General features: G+C 66.4%; 18 protein-coding genes. 12 read left to right on the top strand and 6 right to left on the bottom strand.

Features of this window, described 5'->3' with window-relative positions; all coding sequences use genetic code 11:
• Positions 1 to 89 precede the first annotated feature (89 nt).
• The 5 genes from ASD22_RS00900 to ASD22_RS00920 all read left to right on the top strand — a co-directional run bounded on the left by ASD22_RS00900 (position 90) and on the right by ASD22_RS00920 (position 6,175).
• The gene (locus ASD22_RS00900) at positions 90 to 1,454 is read left to right on the top strand and encodes a hypothetical protein (RefSeq protein ID WP_056077680.1); all 1,365 of its coding nucleotides are present in this window, start codon (positions 90 to 92) and stop codon (positions 1,452 to 1,454) included.
• A gap of 162 nt (positions 1,455 to 1,616) precedes the next feature.
• Positions 1,617 to 2,549: an ABC transporter ATP-binding protein gene (locus ASD22_RS00905; protein ID WP_056077683.1), complete on the top strand. Its 933-nt coding sequence runs from the start codon at positions 1,617 to 1,619 to the stop codon at positions 2,547 to 2,549.
• On the top strand, positions 2,546 to 3,280 hold the full coding sequence (locus ASD22_RS00910) for an ABC transporter permease subunit (protein WP_056077685.1): 735 nt from the start codon (positions 2,546 to 2,548) through the stop codon (positions 3,278 to 3,280). Before ASD22_RS00905 ends, ASD22_RS00910 begins: the two co-directional genes overlap by 4 nt.
• Positions 3,281 to 3,283: 3 nt before the next feature.
• Positions 3,284 to 5,200: a Gldg family protein gene (locus tag ASD22_RS00915; protein WP_056077687.1), complete on the top strand. Its 1,917-nt coding sequence runs from the start codon at positions 3,284 to 3,286 to the stop codon at positions 5,198 to 5,200.
• A gap of 114 nt (positions 5,201 to 5,314) precedes the next feature.
• On the top strand, positions 5,315 to 6,175 hold the full coding sequence (locus tag ASD22_RS00920; RefSeq protein ID WP_056077690.1) for a cytochrome c oxidase assembly protein: 861 nt from the start codon (positions 5,315 to 5,317) through the stop codon (positions 6,173 to 6,175).
• 12 nt (positions 6,176 to 6,187) lie between these two features.
• Here the strand turns inward: ASD22_RS00920 and ASD22_RS00925 are convergent, their stop codons facing one another.
• Together ASD22_RS00925 and ASD22_RS00930 are read right to left on the bottom strand one after the other, a co-directional pair.
• Complete coding sequence (locus ASD22_RS00925; protein WP_056077693.1) at positions 6,188 to 6,670, bottom strand: copper chaperone PCu(A)C; 483 nt, start codon at positions 6,668 to 6,670, stop codon at positions 6,188 to 6,190.
• A complete protein-coding gene (locus tag ASD22_RS00930; RefSeq protein WP_056077696.1) occupies positions 6,667 to 7,278 on the bottom strand; it encodes an SCO family protein in 612 nt (203 codons plus the stop codon). Before ASD22_RS00930 ends, ASD22_RS00925 begins: the two co-directional genes overlap by 4 nt.
• 79 nt (positions 7,279 to 7,357) lie before the next feature.
• Between ASD22_RS00930 and ASD22_RS00935 the strand changes: the two genes are divergently transcribed.
• The 4 genes from ASD22_RS00935 to ASD22_RS00950 all read left to right on the top strand — a co-directional run bounded on the left by ASD22_RS00935 (position 7,358) and on the right by ASD22_RS00950 (position 10,998).
• On the top strand, positions 7,358 to 7,738 hold the full coding sequence (locus ASD22_RS00935; RefSeq protein ID WP_056077698.1) for a DUF423 domain-containing protein: 381 nt from the start codon (positions 7,358 to 7,360) through the stop codon (positions 7,736 to 7,738).
• Positions 7,739 to 7,787: 49 nt separating this feature from the next.
• Positions 7,788 to 8,099 (top strand): hypothetical protein, encoded by a 312-nt coding sequence (locus tag ASD22_RS00940; RefSeq protein ID WP_235577463.1) that lies wholly within the window; start codon positions 7,788 to 7,790, stop codon positions 8,097 to 8,099.
• A gap of 166 nt (positions 8,100 to 8,265) precedes the next feature.
• Complete coding sequence (gene purT, locus ASD22_RS00945) at positions 8,266 to 9,447, top strand: formate-dependent phosphoribosylglycinamide formyltransferase (protein WP_056077702.1); 1,182 nt, start codon at positions 8,266 to 8,268, stop codon at positions 9,445 to 9,447.
• Between the two features lie 36 nt (positions 9,448 to 9,483).
• Positions 9,484 to 10,998 (top strand): FMN-binding glutamate synthase family protein, encoded by a 1,515-nt coding sequence (locus ASD22_RS00950; protein WP_056077705.1) that lies wholly within the window; start codon positions 9,484 to 9,486, stop codon positions 10,996 to 10,998.
• Positions 10,999 to 11,076: 78 nt separating this feature from the next.
• Here the strand turns inward: ASD22_RS00950 and ASD22_RS00955 are convergent, their stop codons facing one another.
• The 4 genes from ASD22_RS00955 to ASD22_RS00970 all read right to left on the bottom strand — a co-directional run bounded on the left by ASD22_RS00955 (position 11,077) and on the right by ASD22_RS00970 (position 13,838).
• On the bottom strand, positions 11,077 to 11,781 hold the full coding sequence (locus ASD22_RS00955) for an arginyltransferase (RefSeq protein WP_056077708.1): 705 nt from the start codon (positions 11,779 to 11,781) through the stop codon (positions 11,077 to 11,079).
• 99 nt (positions 11,782 to 11,880) lie between these two features.
• Positions 11,881 to 12,273, bottom strand: a complete 393-nt coding sequence (locus tag ASD22_RS00960) for a hypothetical protein (protein WP_056077713.1) — start codon at positions 12,271 to 12,273, stop codon at positions 11,881 to 11,883.
• A 56-nt stretch (positions 12,274 to 12,329) separates the two neighbouring features.
• Positions 12,330 to 13,196, bottom strand: coding sequence for an acyl-CoA thioesterase II (locus ASD22_RS00965; RefSeq protein WP_056077716.1), 867 nt, complete (start codon positions 13,194 to 13,196; stop codon positions 12,330 to 12,332).
• Positions 13,197 to 13,280: 84 nt separating this feature from the next.
• On the bottom strand, positions 13,281 to 13,838 hold the full coding sequence (locus ASD22_RS00970; RefSeq protein WP_056077718.1) for an N-acetylmuramoyl-L-alanine amidase: 558 nt from the start codon (positions 13,836 to 13,838) through the stop codon (positions 13,281 to 13,283).
• Positions 13,839 to 13,919: 81 nt separating this feature from the next.
• Here ASD22_RS00970 and ASD22_RS00975 point away from each other — a divergent pair, with 81 nt between their 5' ends.
• The 3 genes from ASD22_RS00975 to ASD22_RS00985 all read left to right on the top strand — a co-directional run bounded on the left by ASD22_RS00975 (position 13,920) and on the right by ASD22_RS00985 (position 17,118).
• Positions 13,920 to 14,447 carry an alpha/beta fold hydrolase gene (locus ASD22_RS00975; protein WP_056080739.1) on the top strand — a complete coding sequence of 176 codons (528 nt, stop codon included), beginning with the start codon at positions 13,920 to 13,922 and terminating at the stop codon, positions 14,445 to 14,447.
• Positions 14,444 to 16,630, top strand: coding sequence for a bifunctional 23S rRNA (guanine(2069)-N(7))-methyltransferase RlmK/23S rRNA (guanine(2445)-N(2))-methyltransferase RlmL (gene rlmKL, locus ASD22_RS00980; protein ID WP_056077721.1), 2,187 nt, complete (start codon positions 14,444 to 14,446; stop codon positions 16,628 to 16,630). Before ASD22_RS00975 ends, rlmKL begins: the two co-directional genes overlap by 4 nt.
• Positions 16,631 to 16,692: 62 nt before the next feature.
• Positions 16,693 to 17,118 (top strand): hypothetical protein, encoded by a 426-nt coding sequence (locus tag ASD22_RS00985; protein ID WP_056077723.1) that lies wholly within the window; start codon positions 16,693 to 16,695, stop codon positions 17,116 to 17,118.
• The last annotated feature ends 188 nt before the right edge of the window (positions 17,119 to 17,306 follow it).

Consider the following 17,306-nt stretch of genomic DNA (forward strand, 5'->3'; position numbering starts at 1 on the left):
CCCATGGGAGGCACCGCGCCACGCGGTTGGGGAGACCATCCTGGTACTGCCATCCTGGTACTGCGTAGAGACGTTCGGAGACCCTTGGAATGATGCGTGTCCTTGAATTTTTTGTTGCCCTGATCATCGTCGCCGTGGTCGGCGTGGTGGCGGGTGTGGTCATGCCGGGCCACGGTCACGTGGAGCGGTCGCTGGTAATCGGCAAGGACATGCGGCAGGTCTATGACGTGCTCGACAATCTTCGCCGCGTGCCCGAGTACTCGGTGCTGCGCTCGTACGATCGCAACACGAAGTTCAGCTTCTCGGGCAATGCCTACGGCCCTGGTGCCGAGTTGAGCTGGAGCAGCGACAACGAGAAGGTCGGCAACGGCAAGCTGACCATCGCCAGCGCCACCCCGTCGTTCGACCAGATCACCAGCACCACCAAGACCGCCAGCATCGTCTGGAACCTGGACAACAGCTGGCGCGGGCAGGACAAGCACTTCACGCTGGACCTGGAGCGCCAGGGCAGCCGCGGTCAGCTGACCGAAGTGACCTGGTCCTATGACGTTGCCTACGGCTGGAACCTGGTCAACCGCTTCGCCAATCTGTACATCCACGGCGATCCGGACTCCTTCGTGGACGTGACGCTGAACAACCTGCAGAACGTGATGGCGACGGTGCCGAACATCGACTACGCCGACCTGATCCCGTACATCGTGCAGACGCAGCAGACCCCGGTGCTGCTGGTGCCCACCTCGATCGCCCGCAAGGACGGCCTGGAAGGCTTCGAGGCGGCGACCAGCAAGGCGGTTGCACAGATCCAGGCCACCGCCAAGAAGCTGGGCGTGAACGTCACCGGCCCGCGGGTCGTGTTCACCACCAACTACGGCGACCAGACCTACACCTTCGACGTGGCGATGCCGATCGACAACGGCAGCCTCACCGTCAACGGTCAGGTCGAGCAGCTGACGCCGCCCACGCCGCCGGCACTGAATGCCCCTGGTGCACCCGCCGAGTCCAGCAGCGCCGCCGCCGATGCGGACAGCGTCCCGCTGGCCGTGGACAGCCGTGACCGCTTCGGTCGCCTGGTTGTCGACGGGAATGTGCGCGCCACGCTGGCCTTTGGTGGCCCGGCCCTGAAGGGCGTGTGGAACGGTACCTTCGCCGGCGTGCCGCAGACCCGCGACATGCTGAAGGCCTATGCGCAGACGCATGGCTACGCGTTCGATGACGTGGTCAACCGCCCGTACAACATCCAGACCAAGATCGGCGACAACGTCGAGACCTACTCGCAGTTCGAGATCTACCTGCCGCTGAGCAACGCGCCGGACCAGACTCCGGAGCAGGCTGCCGGCATCAAGCCGCCGTCGCTTGAGGAAGAGGCTCCGGCCAGCGCCGGCTCGGCGGCAGCCCCGGCCAGCGCAAGCAGCGTCGCGCCGGCCAGCAGCAGCGAAGCGCCCGCTGGCGAGTAAGCAGCAACCGCAACACGCAAAGAAGGGCTCTTCCTGACGGAGGAGCCCTTCTTTTTTGGCGGCTGGCCCCGCCATCGCCGGACACTTCGCCGCTTGCGGTACATTGTTCCGATGTACGGCAGCGCTTCGTGCGCAGCCACTGTTCCCGATCGTCGACCGGACATGATAGAAACCGACCAGCTCACCCGTTGCTATGGCCACCTCACCGCGGTGGATGCGTTGAGCATCCGCGCCGAACCGGGCCAGGTGCTGGGGCTGCTGGGCCCGAACGGGGCGGGCAAATCCACCGCCATGCGGATGATCGCCGGTTTCCTGGCGCCGACCTCCGGCACCGCGCGGGTGTGTGGCTACGATATCCGGCGCGAACCGTTGAAGGCGAAGCGGGCCTTGGGCTATCTGCCCGAAGGCGCACCCAGCTACGGTGAATTGACGGTACGCGAATTCCTGCAGTTCATCGTGCGCATGCGCCAACTGAAACCGGAAGTCGGTTATCGGCGCGTCGACGAGGTCGTGCACCTGCTGCAACTGGATGACGTGCTGGAGCAGTGCATCGACACGTTGTCCAAGGGCTTGCGGCGGCGGGTCGGCCTGGCCCAGGCCATCCTGCACGACCCGCCGGTGCTGATGCTGGACGAACCCACCGACGGCCTGGATCCGAACCAGAAGCACGCCGTGCGCCAGTTGATCGACACCATGGCGCGCGAGCGCACCATCCTCATTTCCACGCACCTGCTGGAAGAAGTGCACGCATTGTGCAACCGCGTGGTGATCATCGCCCAGGGCACCTTGCTGGCCGATGCCACGCCCGCGGAACTGGAGGCGCGGTCGCGCTACCACGGCGCGGTATCGTTCAGCGCGCCGGGCAGCGGCGTATCGCAGGAGATGCTGGGGCGGTTGCCGCAGGTCGCCGCGATCGAGGTCGACCCGCTGGACGGCCGCATCACCGTGTTCCCCAAGCCCGGCATACGCATCCTGGAGCCGGTGCAGACGCTGTTGCGCGAGCAGGGGCTGGAAGTGTCGGAGATCCAGCTCGAACGTGGGCGGCTGGACGAGGTTTTCCGGCAGATCACCACCGGCACGGCGGACGTCGCATGAGCCCGATCAATGCGGTGATGCGCCGCGAGTTGCGCAGCTATTTCGTGACGCCGGTGGCGTATGTGTTCCTGGTCATCTTCCTGGTGCTTGCCGGCATCCTCACGTTCTATGCCGGCGATTTCTATGCACGCGGGCAGGCCGACCTGCAGCCGTTTTTCGTGATGCATCCGTGGCTGTACCTGATCCTGGTGCCCGCGATCACCATGCGCATGTGGGCCGAGGAAGCCAAGGGCGGCACGCTGGAACTGCTGCTGACGCTGCCGGTGACGTTGTGGCAGGCGCTGCTGGGCAAGTTCCTCGCCGCGTGGCTGTTCATCGGGCTGGCGCTGGGGCTGACGTTTCCGATCTGGATCACGGTCAACTACCTCGGCTCGCCCGACAACGGCGTGATCCTGGCCGGTTATCTCGGCAGCTGGTTCATGGCCGGCACGTTCGTGGCGATCGGCGCCTGCCTGTCCGCGTTGACGCGCAGCCAGGTGATCGCATTCATCCTCACGGCGCTCGTTTGCGTGCTGTTGATCCTGGTCGGCCAGCCGCAGGTGCTGGAGTTTTTCCAGGGCACCTTGCCGCGCCGGTTGATCAACGCGGTGGCGCACCTGAGCATGCTGCGCCACTTCGGCTCGATCGCCCGCGGCGTGCTCGACCTGCGCGACCTGCTGTATTTCCTGCTCAGCATCGTGGGCTGGCTCGCCGCCGGCGTGTTGCTGCTCGACCTGAAAAGGACGCGCTGAACGATGCCGCGCCTGCACCTTCCCGCCTTCCTGACCCGGCCGCGCCAGTTGACGCGCAGCTCGTTGTTGTACGCCGCGCTGGTTTTGCTGGTGCTGGTGTTCGTGCCGTTGATCGTCACCACCAGCCGCTGGATGCATGCGGTGCGCATCGATCTCACCTCCGACCATCTCTACACGCTTTCGCCCGGCACGTTGCACATCGTCGATGGTCTGCGGCAGCCGTTGAAACTCACCCTGTATTTTTCCGAGCACGCCACGCGCGACCTGCCGCAACTGCGCAGCTACGAGCAGCGCGTACGCGAGATGCTGCAGGAAATGGTGGCGCGTGCGCATGGCCGCATCCGCTTGCAGATCATCGACCCCGTGCCGTATTCCGATGACGAGGCCAATGCCGAAGGCAGCGGGTTGACGGCGGCCAGCGGCGGCAGCAACGGCGAACGGGTGTTCTTCGGGTTGGCCGGCAACCGGCTGGCCGGCGACGGTGACAACGAGGTGGTCAACCAGGTGCCGGAGAAGGCGCTGAGCATCGCGTTCTTCGACCCGGCGCGCGAAGCGTTCCTGGAATACGACATCGCCAAGCTGCTGTACGAGCTGGATCAGACGCGCAAGCCGCCGATCGGCGTGATCAGCTCGTTGCCGGTGGAGGGCAAACCCGTCCTGGGCCAGCAACCCTGGGCGGCGGTGCAGCAGCTGAGCCAGTTGTTCGACCTGCGCATGCTGGACCCCGCGCAATTGAAGCGGGTTGACCCGAACCTGAAGATGCTTTGGCTGATCCAGCCGACGCATTTGTCGAGCGATGCCTTGTACGCCATCGACCAGTACCTGCTCGGCGGCGGCCACCTGGCGGTGTTTGTGGACCCCGATGCCGAGCAGCTGCAGAGCTCGCCGTACGACGTCGGCGCGGCGTTGCCGGAACACAGCTCCGACCTGCCGCGGATGTTCGCGGCGTGGGGGGTGGTGTATGACCCGCGCCAGGTCGTGCTCGACCGTTCGCGTGCGTTGCAGATCGAGTTGGCCGGAAGCAGCCTCAACCATCCGGCGATGCTGGGCTTGGGCGCGCAGGAGCTCAATCGCAACGACGTGATCACCGCCAGCCTGCAGCGGGTGAACCTGTCCACCGCCGGTTACTTCGACCTTGCGCCCGATGCCGGCACGCGGCTGATTCCGTTGTTGCAGAGCACCGGCGACGCCGAGGCGGTTTCCACCCAGCGCACCATACAGGCCACCGCCGACCCGGCCTCGCTGCTGCAGGATTACCGACCCGACAACATCCACTACGTGCTGGCGGCGCGGCTGCAGGGGCCGTTCCAGAGTGCCTTTCCCGAGCGCGCCGGCGAGCCCGGCCATCTGGCCAGTTCACGCAGCAACGCCGAGGTGGTGCTGGTGGCCGATACGGACCTGCTCAGCGACCGGCTGTGGGTGGAGACACAGACCATCCTCGGCCAGCCGATGCTGAGCGCGTTCGCCAACAACGGTGATTTCATCGCCAACATGGTGGACAACCTCAGCGGTTCGTCGGCGCTGCTTTCGATCCGCGGCCGCGCCACGTCGCAACGCCCCTTCACCCGCGTCGAGGCGTTGCGCAACGCGGCCAACCAGAAATTCCTGCAGAAGAAGCAGGAGCTGGAGCGCGAGCTGGCCGATACCCGCCGCCGGCTGGAGGAGCTGCAGCCGGCCAAGGGCGGCAGCGGCGATACGGTGACCGTCGAGCAGCGGCGCGAGATCGAACAATTCCGCCAGCGCCAGATGGCGATCCACACCGAACTGCGCAACGTCCAGCATCAGCTCAATGCCGAAATCGATGCCTTGGGCCTGCGCCTGAAGTTCATCAATATCGTGCTGGTGCCGGCGCTGGTGATCCTGATCGGCCTGCTGTACGGCTGGCGGCGCGCACGGCACAGTCGGCGCCGGCGCTCGTGAGGGCGGCAATCTGCCGCAACGTGGCGGGCGCCGCGGGGAGGATTCCGGCGCCGCGCCCGACTATGCTGGCGGGATCGCGCTCGCCGGTGCGCGGATTCGTCGTGGTGGCCTGAGTTGATTGCAACGTTGTTGAAATGGATCGTGCCGTGGGAGTTCTCCTGGATCTTCCTGGCGACTTTCGTGCTGACCTGCGTGCTGTACTGGCGTGGCAGCCGCCGGATGTCGGTGAGTTTCAGCCGCAAGCTGGCGTTCTGGACCGGCATGGCGATCATCTACCTGTCGCTGCACACCTATCTTGATTACTTCGCCGAGCACGAGTTTTTCGTGCATCGCATCCAGCAATTGCTGTTGCATCATCTGGCGCCGCTGCTGATCGTCACCGCGTTTCCTGGCACGGTGTTGCGTGCGGGCATGCCGTTTTCATGGCGCATGCGCCTGTGGGTGCCGTTGCGTCGCTCGTGGCCGTGGCGCGTGGTGACTGGCGTGCTGCTGAACCCCACCGTGGCGACGGTGCTGTTCATCGGCTTCATCCTGGTGTGGCTGATCCCCTCGATGCAGACGCTGGCGATGCTGGACTGGCGCATCTACCGCTTCATGAACTGGAGCATGTTGATCAGCGGTTTCGCCTACTGGTCGCTGGTGCTCGATCACCGGCCGCACCCGCCGGGGCGGATGACCGCGGGGCTTCGGGTGCTGTCGCCGGGGATCACCATGACGCCGCAGATCATTGCCGGCGCCATCATCACGTTCTCGCACACCGACCTGTACCCGATCTTCGAGATCTGCGGCCGCGCCTTCACCTTCAACGTGCTCACCGGGCAGTTGATCGGCGGCGTCATCATCTGGGTGCCGTCGGCCTTGCTGGAATCGATCGGCGCGATGATGGCCATGCGCCAGTGGCTGCGGCTGTCACGCAATGGCCGGCTGCCGCGAAGGCCGCAACCGCGCCGGGTCGAGGCGAGCCGTTCGGCGTAACGGTTTTGCCGCTCAGTGCCCCGCGTGTGGCTCGCCTGCATCGATGGCATTGGCCGGGCGTGCCGCGAAGTCGGTGGCCAGGGTGCTGCCGTCGCTGAACTTCAGCGTGAGCTTGACGGTGTCCCCGGGTTTTACCGGGGTTTTCGCCTTCATCAGCATCAGGTGATAGCCGGCCGGGGCCAGCACCGCTTCGCCATGTGCCGGCACGGTCAGCGTGTCGACCATGCTCATGCGGCTCATCCCGCCGGCGGTTGAGCTGTGGTGCAGCATCACCTCGGCATACGCCGTGCTAGTGGCACCAGTGAGCGCCACGGGTTGCGCGCTGTCATTGTGCAGCGTCACGTACGCACCGGCAGGGAGCGCGCCGGGCAGCACGCGGATCCACGCATCGCTGGCGTGGACGTGGTCGGCCGCCGTGGCCTGCACGCCGCCGGCCAGCAACAGGCCGGCCAGCAACAAGCCAGCGTTGAGGAACGGCCGTCGGGTCGGCTTCATGGCGTGGCTCCGGTGTCGAGCAGCAGATGCAGGTCGTGGACGAGGTCGTCCTGCGAGGCGGATGGCGTGGCCAGCAGGCGCGCCTTGCCCTCGCGATCGAAGATGTAGATGGCCGAGCTGTGGCTCACCTCGTAATTGCCGTCGGCATCGCCCGGCTCGCGGGTGAAGGCGGAGCGATAGCGCTTGCTCAGCGCCTCGACCGCGCGCGCGCTTCCCACCAGGCCTACCGCGCGCTTGTCGAACGCGTTGACGTAGGCGTGCATGATGGCGGGCGTGTCCCGCGCCGGGTCCACGCTGACGAACAGGATGCGCGCACCGTCGGCCAATGGCCCCAGCCGCTGCATCACCACATGGAGCTGGGCCAGGGTCAGCGGGCAGACGTCCGGGCAGTGGGTGTAGCCGAAGTACAGCAGCACCACCTTGCCGCGATAATCCGCGCCCGTCACCGCCTTGCCGTTGTCGTCGGTAAGCTTGAAATCCAGATCCGGCATGTGCCCGCTGATATTGGTCAGGCGCAGGGGCAGCGGTTCGCTGCGGCAACCGCCGAGCAAGGCGCCCATGGCAAGCAGCAACAGCAGGGGGAGGCACAGCAGGTAGCGGGGCTTCATGCGAAAATCCGGTGTTCTGATCCCTTCCAGCATACGACACCGGCCCCTGCGCCGGCTCCGCCAACCCGGAAATTTCCCCATGCCGCGACAACCTGTCCGTACCCCGCTTGCGCTGTTGGCCGGCCTGGCCGGCGCCAGTGCGGTGATGCTGGGCGCGTTCGGTGCGCATGCCTTGCGCCAGGTGCTCGACCCGCAACACCGCGAGCTGTGGCGCACCGCGGTCGATTACCACGCCTGGCACGCGCTGGCATTGGTGCTGGCGGTGGGGTTGGGGCGCGGCCGCAGCGGCTGCTTCGCGGTGGGCGCGTTCGCGCTCGGCATTGTGCTGTTCAGCGGCAGTCTTTACGCGCTGGCGTTGGGTGCGCCGCGCTGGGTCGGTGTGGTGACGCCGCTGGGCGGGCTGGCGTTCATCGCGGGCTGGATCGCGCTGGGGCTGTCGCTGCGCCGCGGTAACACATAGTTCCAGCGGGTGACATCGTGCTGTCATCCGGCGGTGGGACGCTGTCGGCATGAACATGCAGATCGCCCTTCGGCATGCGCACACGATCAGCCCGTCGCGATTCTGGCGGCTCGTACCGTGGCTCGGCTTTGCGTTGCTGGCGGCAGGGATGCTGCAACTTCTGTGGCCGCCCGTCACCGGCAGTGACAACACGACGTCGGCAACGCCGATAGCACCGCTGATGCATTGGAGCGATGCGGATCACGACTGGTTGCTGGTCGTCGATCAAGCTTCCGGCGAACTGGTGGTCTACGACGCCAACGACGGCCGCCCGCTGCGCCGCCTGGGTGCCGCCAATGGCGCCGCCGGGAATGGGGAATAGGGAATAGGGAATCGGAAGAGCGCTCTTTCGCCGGTTCGAAAGCTGCCGCGGCGACGAGGCTTTTGCCTTTGTCTTTTGCTTTTCCCATTCCCCATTCCCCATTCCCGGCCGCTGTCCACACGCACGTGGCCGCATACAATGCCGGTTTGCCACCCTGGAACACCCCATGAAACCATTCGGTACGCCGCACTCCAGCCACGCCTTGCGCGTCCTGCTGCTGGGCGCGGGCGAGCTGGGCAAGGAAGTGGCGATCGAGCTGCAGCGCTACGCGGTGGAGGTGATCGCGGTGGATCGCTACGCCGACGCGCCGGCCATGCAGGTGGCCCATCGCAGCCACGTGATCGACATGCTCGATGGCGCGGCGCTGCGGGCCGTGATCGAGCTGGAAAAACCCGACCTGGTGGTGCCCGAGATCGAGGCGATCCACACCCCGACCCTGATCGAGCTGGAGAAGGAAGGCCAGCGGGTGATCCCCACTGCCCGCGCCGCGTGGCTCACGATGGATCGCGAAGGCATTCGCAGGCTGGCCGCCGAGGAACTGAAGCTGCCCACCTCGCCGTACCGCTTCTGCAATGACGAGGCCGAGTACCGCGAGGCGGCTGCCACCATCGGCTACCCGTTCGTGATCAAACCGGTGATGAGCTCGTCGGGCAAGGGCCAGAGCGTGGTGCGCGACGCCAGCGAATTGCCGCAAGCCTGGGCGTACGCGCAATCGGGCGGCCGCGCGGGCAAGGGCCGGGTGATCGTGGAGGGTTTCGTCGATTTCGACTACGAGATCACCATGTTGACGGTGCGGCATGTAAACGGCGTGAGCTTCTGCGCGCCGATCGGCCATCGGCAGGAGCAGGGCGATTACCGCGAATCGTGGCAGCCGCAACCCATGAGCCCGGCCGCCCATGCCGAGGCGCAGCGGCAGGCGGCGGCGATCACCGGCGCGCTGGGTGGCTGGGGTGTGTTCGGCGTGGAGTTTTTCGTCAAGGGCGACACGGTGATCTTCTCGGAGGTGAGCCCGCGGCCGCACGATACCGGCCTGGTCACGATGATCTCGCAGGAGTTCTCCGAGTTCGCGCTGCATGCGCGGGCGATCCTGGGCCTGCCGATCCCGGTGATCCACCAGTTCGGCCCGTCAGCGTCGTGCGCGGTGCTGGTGGAGGGCGATGGTGCCGGGCCGCGTTACCACGGCGTGGCCGAGGCGCTGGCCGAACCGGATACGCAACTGCGCCTGTTCGGCAAGCCAGCCGTCAGCGGGCGCCGCCGCATGGCGGTCACCCTGGCCCGAGCCGATACACTGGAGGCGGCGGTCGCCAAGGCCGTGCGCGCCGCGGCGTGTTTGCGCGTCGAGCTGTAGGCCGCCACATCCGATTCACCTGCACGGGAGCAAGACATGCCATCCACCGGTTTCGCGCATTGGCTGATCGTTCTGGTCGAGACCTTTGCCGCACTGTTCCTGTTGCTGCTGGCGTTGTTCGTGGTGGTGCTGCTGGTGACCTGGTTGGTGGATCGCAACCAGACCGGCAATGCGGTGCTGCGCAATTTCCCGGTGATCGGCCACTTCCGTTACTGGTTCCTGCACCTGGGCGAGTTCTTTCGCCAATACCTTTATTCCAGCGACCGCGAGGAGATGCCGTTCAACCGCGCGCAACGCACCTGGGTGTACCGCGCGGCCAAGAACGTGGACAACACCGGCGCGTTCGGCTCCAGCCGCGACTTGCGCGGCGAAGGCGTACCGTTTTTCGTCAACGCGCCGTTCCCGAATCTGGGCGAGGACCACGTCGAACCGGTGCCGGTCACCATCGGCCCGTATGCGCGCCAGCCCTACAGCCACGCGGCCTTCTTCAACATCTCGGCGATGAGCTTCGGCGCGCTGTCCGCGCCGGCCGTGCGCGCGCTGTCACGCGGCGCGGCCAAGGCGGGCATCTGGATGGATACGGGCGAGGGCGGGCTGGCGCCGTACCACCTGGAAGGTGGCTGCGACATCATCTTCGAGATCGGTACCGCCAAGTACGGTGTGCGCACGCCCGAGGGCAAGCTGGACGACGACAAGCTGCTGGCGGTCTGCGCCCATGAACAGGTGAAGATGGTCAGCATCAAGCTGGGGCAGGGCGCGAAGCCGGGCATGGGCGGCCTGTTGCCGGGGGCGAAGGTCACCGCCGAGATCGCGGCCATCCGCGGCATTCCGATGGGCGAGGATTCGCAAAGCCCGAACCGTCATCTGGATATCGGCAACGTGCATGAGCTGCTCGATGCGATCGTCCATATCCGCGAACTCACCGGTAAGCCAGTGGGCTTCAAGGCCGTGTTGGGTGGCGCCGACTGGATCGGCGAGATGTGCGACGAAATCGCCCGCCGCGGTATCCGCAGCGCGCCGGACTTCATCATCGTCGACGGCTCCGAAGGCGGTACCGGCGCGGCACCGCAGACGCTGATGGAAGGCGTGGGGTTGCCGTTGCACGAGGCACTGCCGGCGTTGCTGGACATGCTGATCGTCAAAGGGCTGCGCCAGCGCATCAAGGTGGTCTGCTCGGGCAAATGCGTCACCGCCTACGACGTGGCGTGGGCGCTGTCGGTAGGTGCGGATTTCGTCAATTCCGCCCGCGGCTTCATGCTGGCGCTGGGCTGCATCCAGTCGCTGCAGTGCAACCGCAATACCTGCCCCACGGGCATCACCACGCAAAACCCGAAGCTGCAGCGCGGCCTGGTGGTGTCGGACAAGAGCGAGCGTGTCTTCCACTACGCCCGCAACGTGATGCACGAAGTGGGCATCATCGCGCACAGCTGCGGCGTGGCCGAACCGCGCCAGCTCAACCGCGGCCATTGCCGCGTGGTGGGTGATGACGGCTTGTCGATTCCGCTGGAAAAGCTGTTCCCATATCCGAAGGCCAACGAAACCGCCGTGTAGGAGCGCACCGAAGTGCGCGACGCTTTTCGTGGGATTCGGGATTCGCTAAAGCAAGAGCTCGCGTACTTCGGTGCGTTCCTACGGCAGTGTCGACCAGCCATCGGCGTGGCGCACCTGCAGCGGACGGAAGCGGCGCTTGTAGTCCATCTTCGGATGACCTTCGATCCAGAAGCCCAGGTACAGCCAGGGCACGGCGCGACGCCGGGCCAGTTCCATCTGCTGCAGGATGGCGAAGGTGCCCAGGCTGCGCGCCTGCTCGGCTGGGTCGAAGAACGTGTAGACCGCAGACAGTCCGCCCAAGCACACGTCGGTGACGGCCACGCCCAGCAGGCGCGGGCCGAGGCGCAGCTCCAGGAACAGGGTGGGGCTCCACGGTGCGGTCAGGAAGCGGCTGAAATCGGTGGGGTCGGCATCGTCCATGCCGCCATCGGGGTGACGGCTTTTCAGGTAGGTTGCGTACAGCGCGTGGCGCTCGTCGGTGTAGCCGGCCATCGCCTCGATCACGGTGAGGTCGGCATTACGCTTCAGGCAACGCCGCTGCGAGCGGTCCGGGCGGAAGTTTTCCGCATCGACGCGACACGGCGTGCAGGCGTTGCATTGCGGGCAGTGGGGAAAATACAGATGCCCGCCGGCGCGGCGAAAACCGCGTTCCAGTGCCGGGCCGTACAAGGCATCGAGCTGCGGCGCGGCCGGGTCGATCACCAGGTTCTGCGCGCTGCGCTCCGCGAAATACCCGCAGGGGTGCGGCAGGGTCTGGAACAGGCGGACTTGTTCGGAGCGCATCGGCTGATTCTATGCCTCTCTCCGCGCGGCATGTGCAGGAGCAGCCGCGACAAGCCAAAAGCATCGCGGCTGAAGCCGCTCCCACACAAGAGGCGGAACTCAGATCACGTGCATGTAGCGCAGCATTACCATCGCGAACGCCGCCAGCAGCACGGCCAGTGCGATCCGGCGCGCCCGCGCCACGGCGTTCTTGCGCTTCGTGGTGGGCGAGGGGTTGCGTGCCTGGGCCAGCTCCTCGCCGTGGCGGATCACCGGCTCGATGCCCAGGTCGCGCAGCAGCATGCGGGCGCGGGTGTAGTCGTCGGCGCGGGTAACCCACACTTGCGGCCAGCGGTCACGGTCGTCGAACTGCTGCGAATAGCTGAAGCGATCGTAGCTGGGCCGGTTGTACCTGGAGCGGTTGGTAACCGAGCTTTCGATGTCGTTCTCGGCCAGCAAGGCGACCACGCGATCGATGTTTTCGGCACGGGGAGAGGTATAGATCAGGCGCATCCGGGCAGTCTAGCAGGCCGCTGAAAACAACCCGCGCGACAACATGCCGGGGGCGTTTACTCCGCCCGGAGCCGGATCAGGCCTTCCTGCGCGGTCGACGCCACCAGGGTGCCATCGCGGCTGAAGATCTGCCCGCGCGCCAGCCCGCGCCCGCCCTGGGCGGTGGGGCTGTCGAACGAGTAGAGCAGCCATTCGTCGACGCGGAACGGGCGATGGAACCACAGCGCATGGTCGAGGCTGGCCATCTGCACGTTGTGGGTGAGGTAGGAAATGCCGTGCGGCAGCGTGGCGGTGCCGATCAGATGGAAATCCGAGGCGTACGCCAGCAGCGCACGATGCAGGATGGCCGCGTCGTCGATCGGCGAGGTGAGCTTGAACCAGATGTGCTGGATCGGCGGCCGCTTGGCCGGGTGGCGCTCGTCGCGCGGCCACACCTGGCGAAACTCGAACGGGCCATCGATGCCCAGCCAGCGCTGCAGCTTTACCGGCAGGCGTTCCAGCTCATCGGGCGGCAGCGGATGCAGCGGCTCCACGTCCTCGGGCGCGGGCACTTCAGGCATCGTGGTTTGGTGCTCCACGCCGCGTTCGGGCAACTGGAACGAGATCGACCCGTTCAGGATCGGCTGGCCGTGCTGGATCGCGACCACCCGCCGCGACGAGAACGTGCCGCCGTCGCGGGTGCGCTCCACGTTGTAGACGATGGGCGCCTCGATGTCGCCGGCGCGCAGGAAATACGCATGCAGCGAGTGCGCCTCGCGCGCCACGTCCACCGTCTGCTGCGCCGCCGCCAGCGCCTGGCCCAGCACCTGCCCGCCGAAAACGAAGCGGGTGCCGATGTCGCGACTCTGGCCGCGGAACAGGTTGTCCTCCAGCCGCTCCAGTTGCAGCAATTCAACCAGTTCGGTGACGTGGTTCGGGGCCATCGGGGGAGACCTGTTGCGCGGCGAAACCGCCGATTATACGGAAAGGGGTTTCGGCGGCGGCGCGGAGAGGCCTGGGACGGCGGATCAACCGTGCCACCGCTCCAGCGCGCCATCCCGCAGCACCACGTCCCACGGGAACATCGGCCCCGGATCGAGCTTGCGGTGGATTTCCAGCGCGGGATCGTCGGTCGCGGGCATCATCGCCGTATCCAGATCCTCGTGGCCGGCGATCCGCTTGAGGTTGGGGAACGCCGCACGCAACTGCGCCAGCAGTGCGCGCAAGGCGTCGAGCTGAACGGTGGGGTAGGGCTCGGTCATGGCCTGCCGCCGCGAATCCCACCAGTCGGGATAGCGCCCCCGGTTGACCAGCTCGATGCCGATCGAGTGCTCGTTGTGGCCGCGCACATGGTGGGCCACGCGATCACCCGGCACATAGCGGTAGATCGCGCCGTCGCGGTCGATGTAGTAATGGCCGCTGTTGCCCGTGCCGCTGGCGTGCAGCACGCGCTCGCCGTACTCGCGGGCCATCGCAAGGTCGGGCAGTTCGGTGCAGTGGATCACCACCAGATCGATCGCGTCGGCGGCCCGCGCGGGCAGCAGGTCGATGTAAGGCAGCGGCTGCTCGTGGATACTCAGGTTCATGGCGGCAGTTTCGCATGCGGTCGGCCGCAAACGCCGCCTGTTACCATGCGCGCCTTGCATTCCGCGTTTCAGGAGCCCGCCATGCGCGGCCACGTCATACTTTCGCATGGTTCCGATTCCAGCCCGGATGCCACCAAGGTCAGCGCGCTTGCCGCGCTGGCCGAATCGTTGGGCTGGCATACCCAGCGACCCGATTACGGCGCCGATGACGCGCACGGCCACGCCGGTTCGGTCGCACCACGCATCTCCCGTCTGCGGGCGGCGATCGAGGCATTGGACGCGCCCCCCGTATTGGTCGGTTCCAGCATGGGCGCGTTCGCTTCCGCGCTGGTATCGCTGGCGGTGCCGGTGGCCGGTTTGTTGCTGCTGGCCACGCCGCCGGCGATCCCCGGTTACGCGCACGCGCTGGATATGCGCCGCGACGTGCCCACGATGCTGATTCATGGCTGGCGCGATGAAGTCTGCCCCGCAGGCGATGTGCAGGCGTTTGCCGCCACCAGCCGGCTGCCGTTGCTGATGCTGGACGACGACCACCGCCTGGGCGCCAGCATGCCGGCCATCGCGGCGCAATTCCGCCTGTTGCTCGACACCGTGGCGGCCACCGCATGAGCGCTTATTTCGCCACCTGCCCCAAGGGGCTGGAATACCTGCTGCGCGATGAGCTGATCGCGCTGGGCGCCAGCGACGTGCGCGAGACGCTGGCCGGTTCGCATTTTTCCGGCACGCTGGAAACCGCCTACCGTGCGTGCCTGTGGTCGCGCCTGGCCAGCCGCATCCTGCTGCCGCTGGCCGAGTTCGATGCGGCCGACGAGGATGCGCTTTATCGCGGTGCGCAGCAGATCGACTGGAGCCAGCACCTGGCGGCGCACGGCACCTTCGCCGTGGATGCGGGTACCGCGCTGAGCAAGCTCACCCACAGTCAATTCGTGGGGCTGCGGGTGAAGGATGCGGTGGTCGACCAGTTCCGCCAGCGCGATGGCAACCGTCCCGGCATCGACACCGACGAGCCGGACATCCGCATCAACGTGCGGCTGCGCCGCGATCGCGCCACGTTGTCGCTGGATCTGGCCGGCTCGCCGCTGCATCGTCGCGGTTGGCGCGAACTGCAGGGCGAGGCGCCGCTGAAGGAAAACCTGGCCGCCGCGATGCTGTTGCGCGCGCGCTGGCCGGAAATCTATGCCGCCGGCGGCGCACTGCTCGACCCCATGTGCGGTTCGGGCACCTTGCTGATCGAAGGCGCCTTGATGGCGGCCGACGTGGCGCCTGGCCTGCGTCGCGAGTATTTCGGTTTCCTGGGCTGGCAACAACACGACATTGCGCTGTGGCGCGGCCTGCTGGACGAAGCGCGCCAGCGCGCTGAAACGGGCCTGCGCGCCTTGCGCAGCGAGTTCTTCGGCAGCGACGCCGACCCGCGCATGATCCAGACGGCCAAACGCAATGCGCAGGAAGCGGGCGTCGCCGGGTTCTTCACCCTGGATCGGCTTGACGTGACCCACGCCAGGCCGCCCGCGGGCCTCACGTCGGGCTTGGTGATCACCAACCCGCCGTATGGCGAACGGCTTGGCGACCGCACCGAGATGCCGAAGCTGTACCGCGCCCTGGGCGAAACGCTGCGTGCCCATTTCAACGGCTGGCGCGGCGCCGTGCTGGCCGGCGACGTGGAGCTGGGCCGGGCGATGCAACTGCATGCGGACAAGCGCTATGTGCTTTACAACGGCGCGCTGGAAACCGTGTTGCTGACGTTCGACCTCAAGCCCCGCGACACCGCGCCGCGCGATCCCAAGCCGTTGTCGGCCGGCGCGCAGATGCTGAAGAACCGGCTGGAGAAAAACGTCAAGCACCTGCGCAAGCGGCTGAATCGCGAAGGCATCCATTGCTGGCGCGCCTACGATCAGGATCTGCCCGAATACGCCGCCGCGATCGACGTCTACGGCGACACCAGCGGCGACGATCACCTGCACATCCAGGAGTACCGCGCGCCTGCCGACGTGCCGCCCGATGTGGCGCGCCTGCGTTTGCGCGAGATCGCCCGCGTGGCCGGCGAGGTGCTGGGCGTGCCGCGCGAACGCATCGCGATCAAGACCCGCGAGCGCGGCAAGGGCGGCTCCAAATACGGCCAGCTCGACCAGCGCAACGAGTTCATCGAGGTGGAGGAGGATGGGCTGAAGTTCCTGGTCAACCTTACCGATTACCTCGATACCGGCCTGTTCCTCGACCATCGACTGGTGCGGGCGAAGGTGCGCGAACTGGCCGACGGCAAGTGCTTCCTCAACCTGTTTGCCTATACCGCTACCGCCAGCGTGCACGCGGCGGCGGGCGGTGCGCTGGAAACCACCAGCGTGGACTTGTCGGCGACCTACCTGGAGTGGGCGTCGCGCAATCTGGCGCTGAACGGTTTCAGCGGTGCCAGCCACCGGCTGATGCAGTTCGACGCGCTGGATTTCCTGCAGCGCGACCGCGGCCATTACGGGCTGATCTTCGTTGACCCGCCCACCTTCTCCAACTCCAAGCGCGCCGAGGATTTCGACGTGCAGCGCGACCATGTGAAGCTGCTCGAAGCCTGCAACGAGCGGTTGACCCGCGACGGCGTGATCGTGTTCTCCAACAATTTCCGCCGCTTCAAGCTGGACCGGGAGGCGCTGGAAACACACTTCGAGATCGAGGACTGGACCGCGCCCAGCATCCCGTTCGACTTCGCCCGCCGGACCGATATCCACGGTTGCTGGCTGCTGCGCCGACGCAAGCCCGACCCGGGTATCAACCCCTGGGATACGGCGCGCATCAAAAAGTGAACCTTTCAGTCCATATTAAGCGTTCGCGGATGAGCATTACGCCGTACAACGGAGAAAACCTCATGACCAAGCGTTTCGGCGTTACCGGCAAATTCGCGGCCCTCAGCCTGGCAGTGTTGGCTGCCGTGGCCATGCCGCTGGGCGCTTCGGCGCGCGGGCATGGAGGTCACTACGGTGGCTACCACGGCGGTCATTACAGCGGGCATTACTACCGTGGCGGGCACGGCTATGGCCATGGTTACCATGGTGGGCACTGGAGCGGCGGCCGCTGGATCGCCGGCGCCATCGTTACCGGCGCGGTGATCGGCCTGATCAACGACGCCACGCGGCCCACGTATTACGAACAGCCGGTGGTGTACAGCCAGCCGCGCACGGTGATCTATGAGAGTGCGCCGGTGGTTACCCGTCGCGTGGTCGAGACCCGCACGGTCTATACCGATTCGTCGAACACGCGCTACATCCGTGACGACGGTTACTACGGCGATTGAACCACGACATTGCGAAGAACGAGCCCGGCCAGTCCGGGCTTTTTCTTTTTTTGGGGTAGGGCGCGCAGTGGCGCCATCCGTCTGCGCCAGGATGAATACTGAAGCACCGCCGGTGGCCGCATGTCACAAAAAGTGAACGCGTTGGGCGGCATCCTTCGCCCTATGGATCGATCCCCCTTCTTCGCTGC

The organism is Rhodanobacter sp. Root480 (genome assembly GCF_001426645.1).
Lineage (GTDB): Bacteria > Pseudomonadota > Gammaproteobacteria > Xanthomonadales > Rhodanobacteraceae > Rhodanobacter > Rhodanobacter ginsenosidimutans.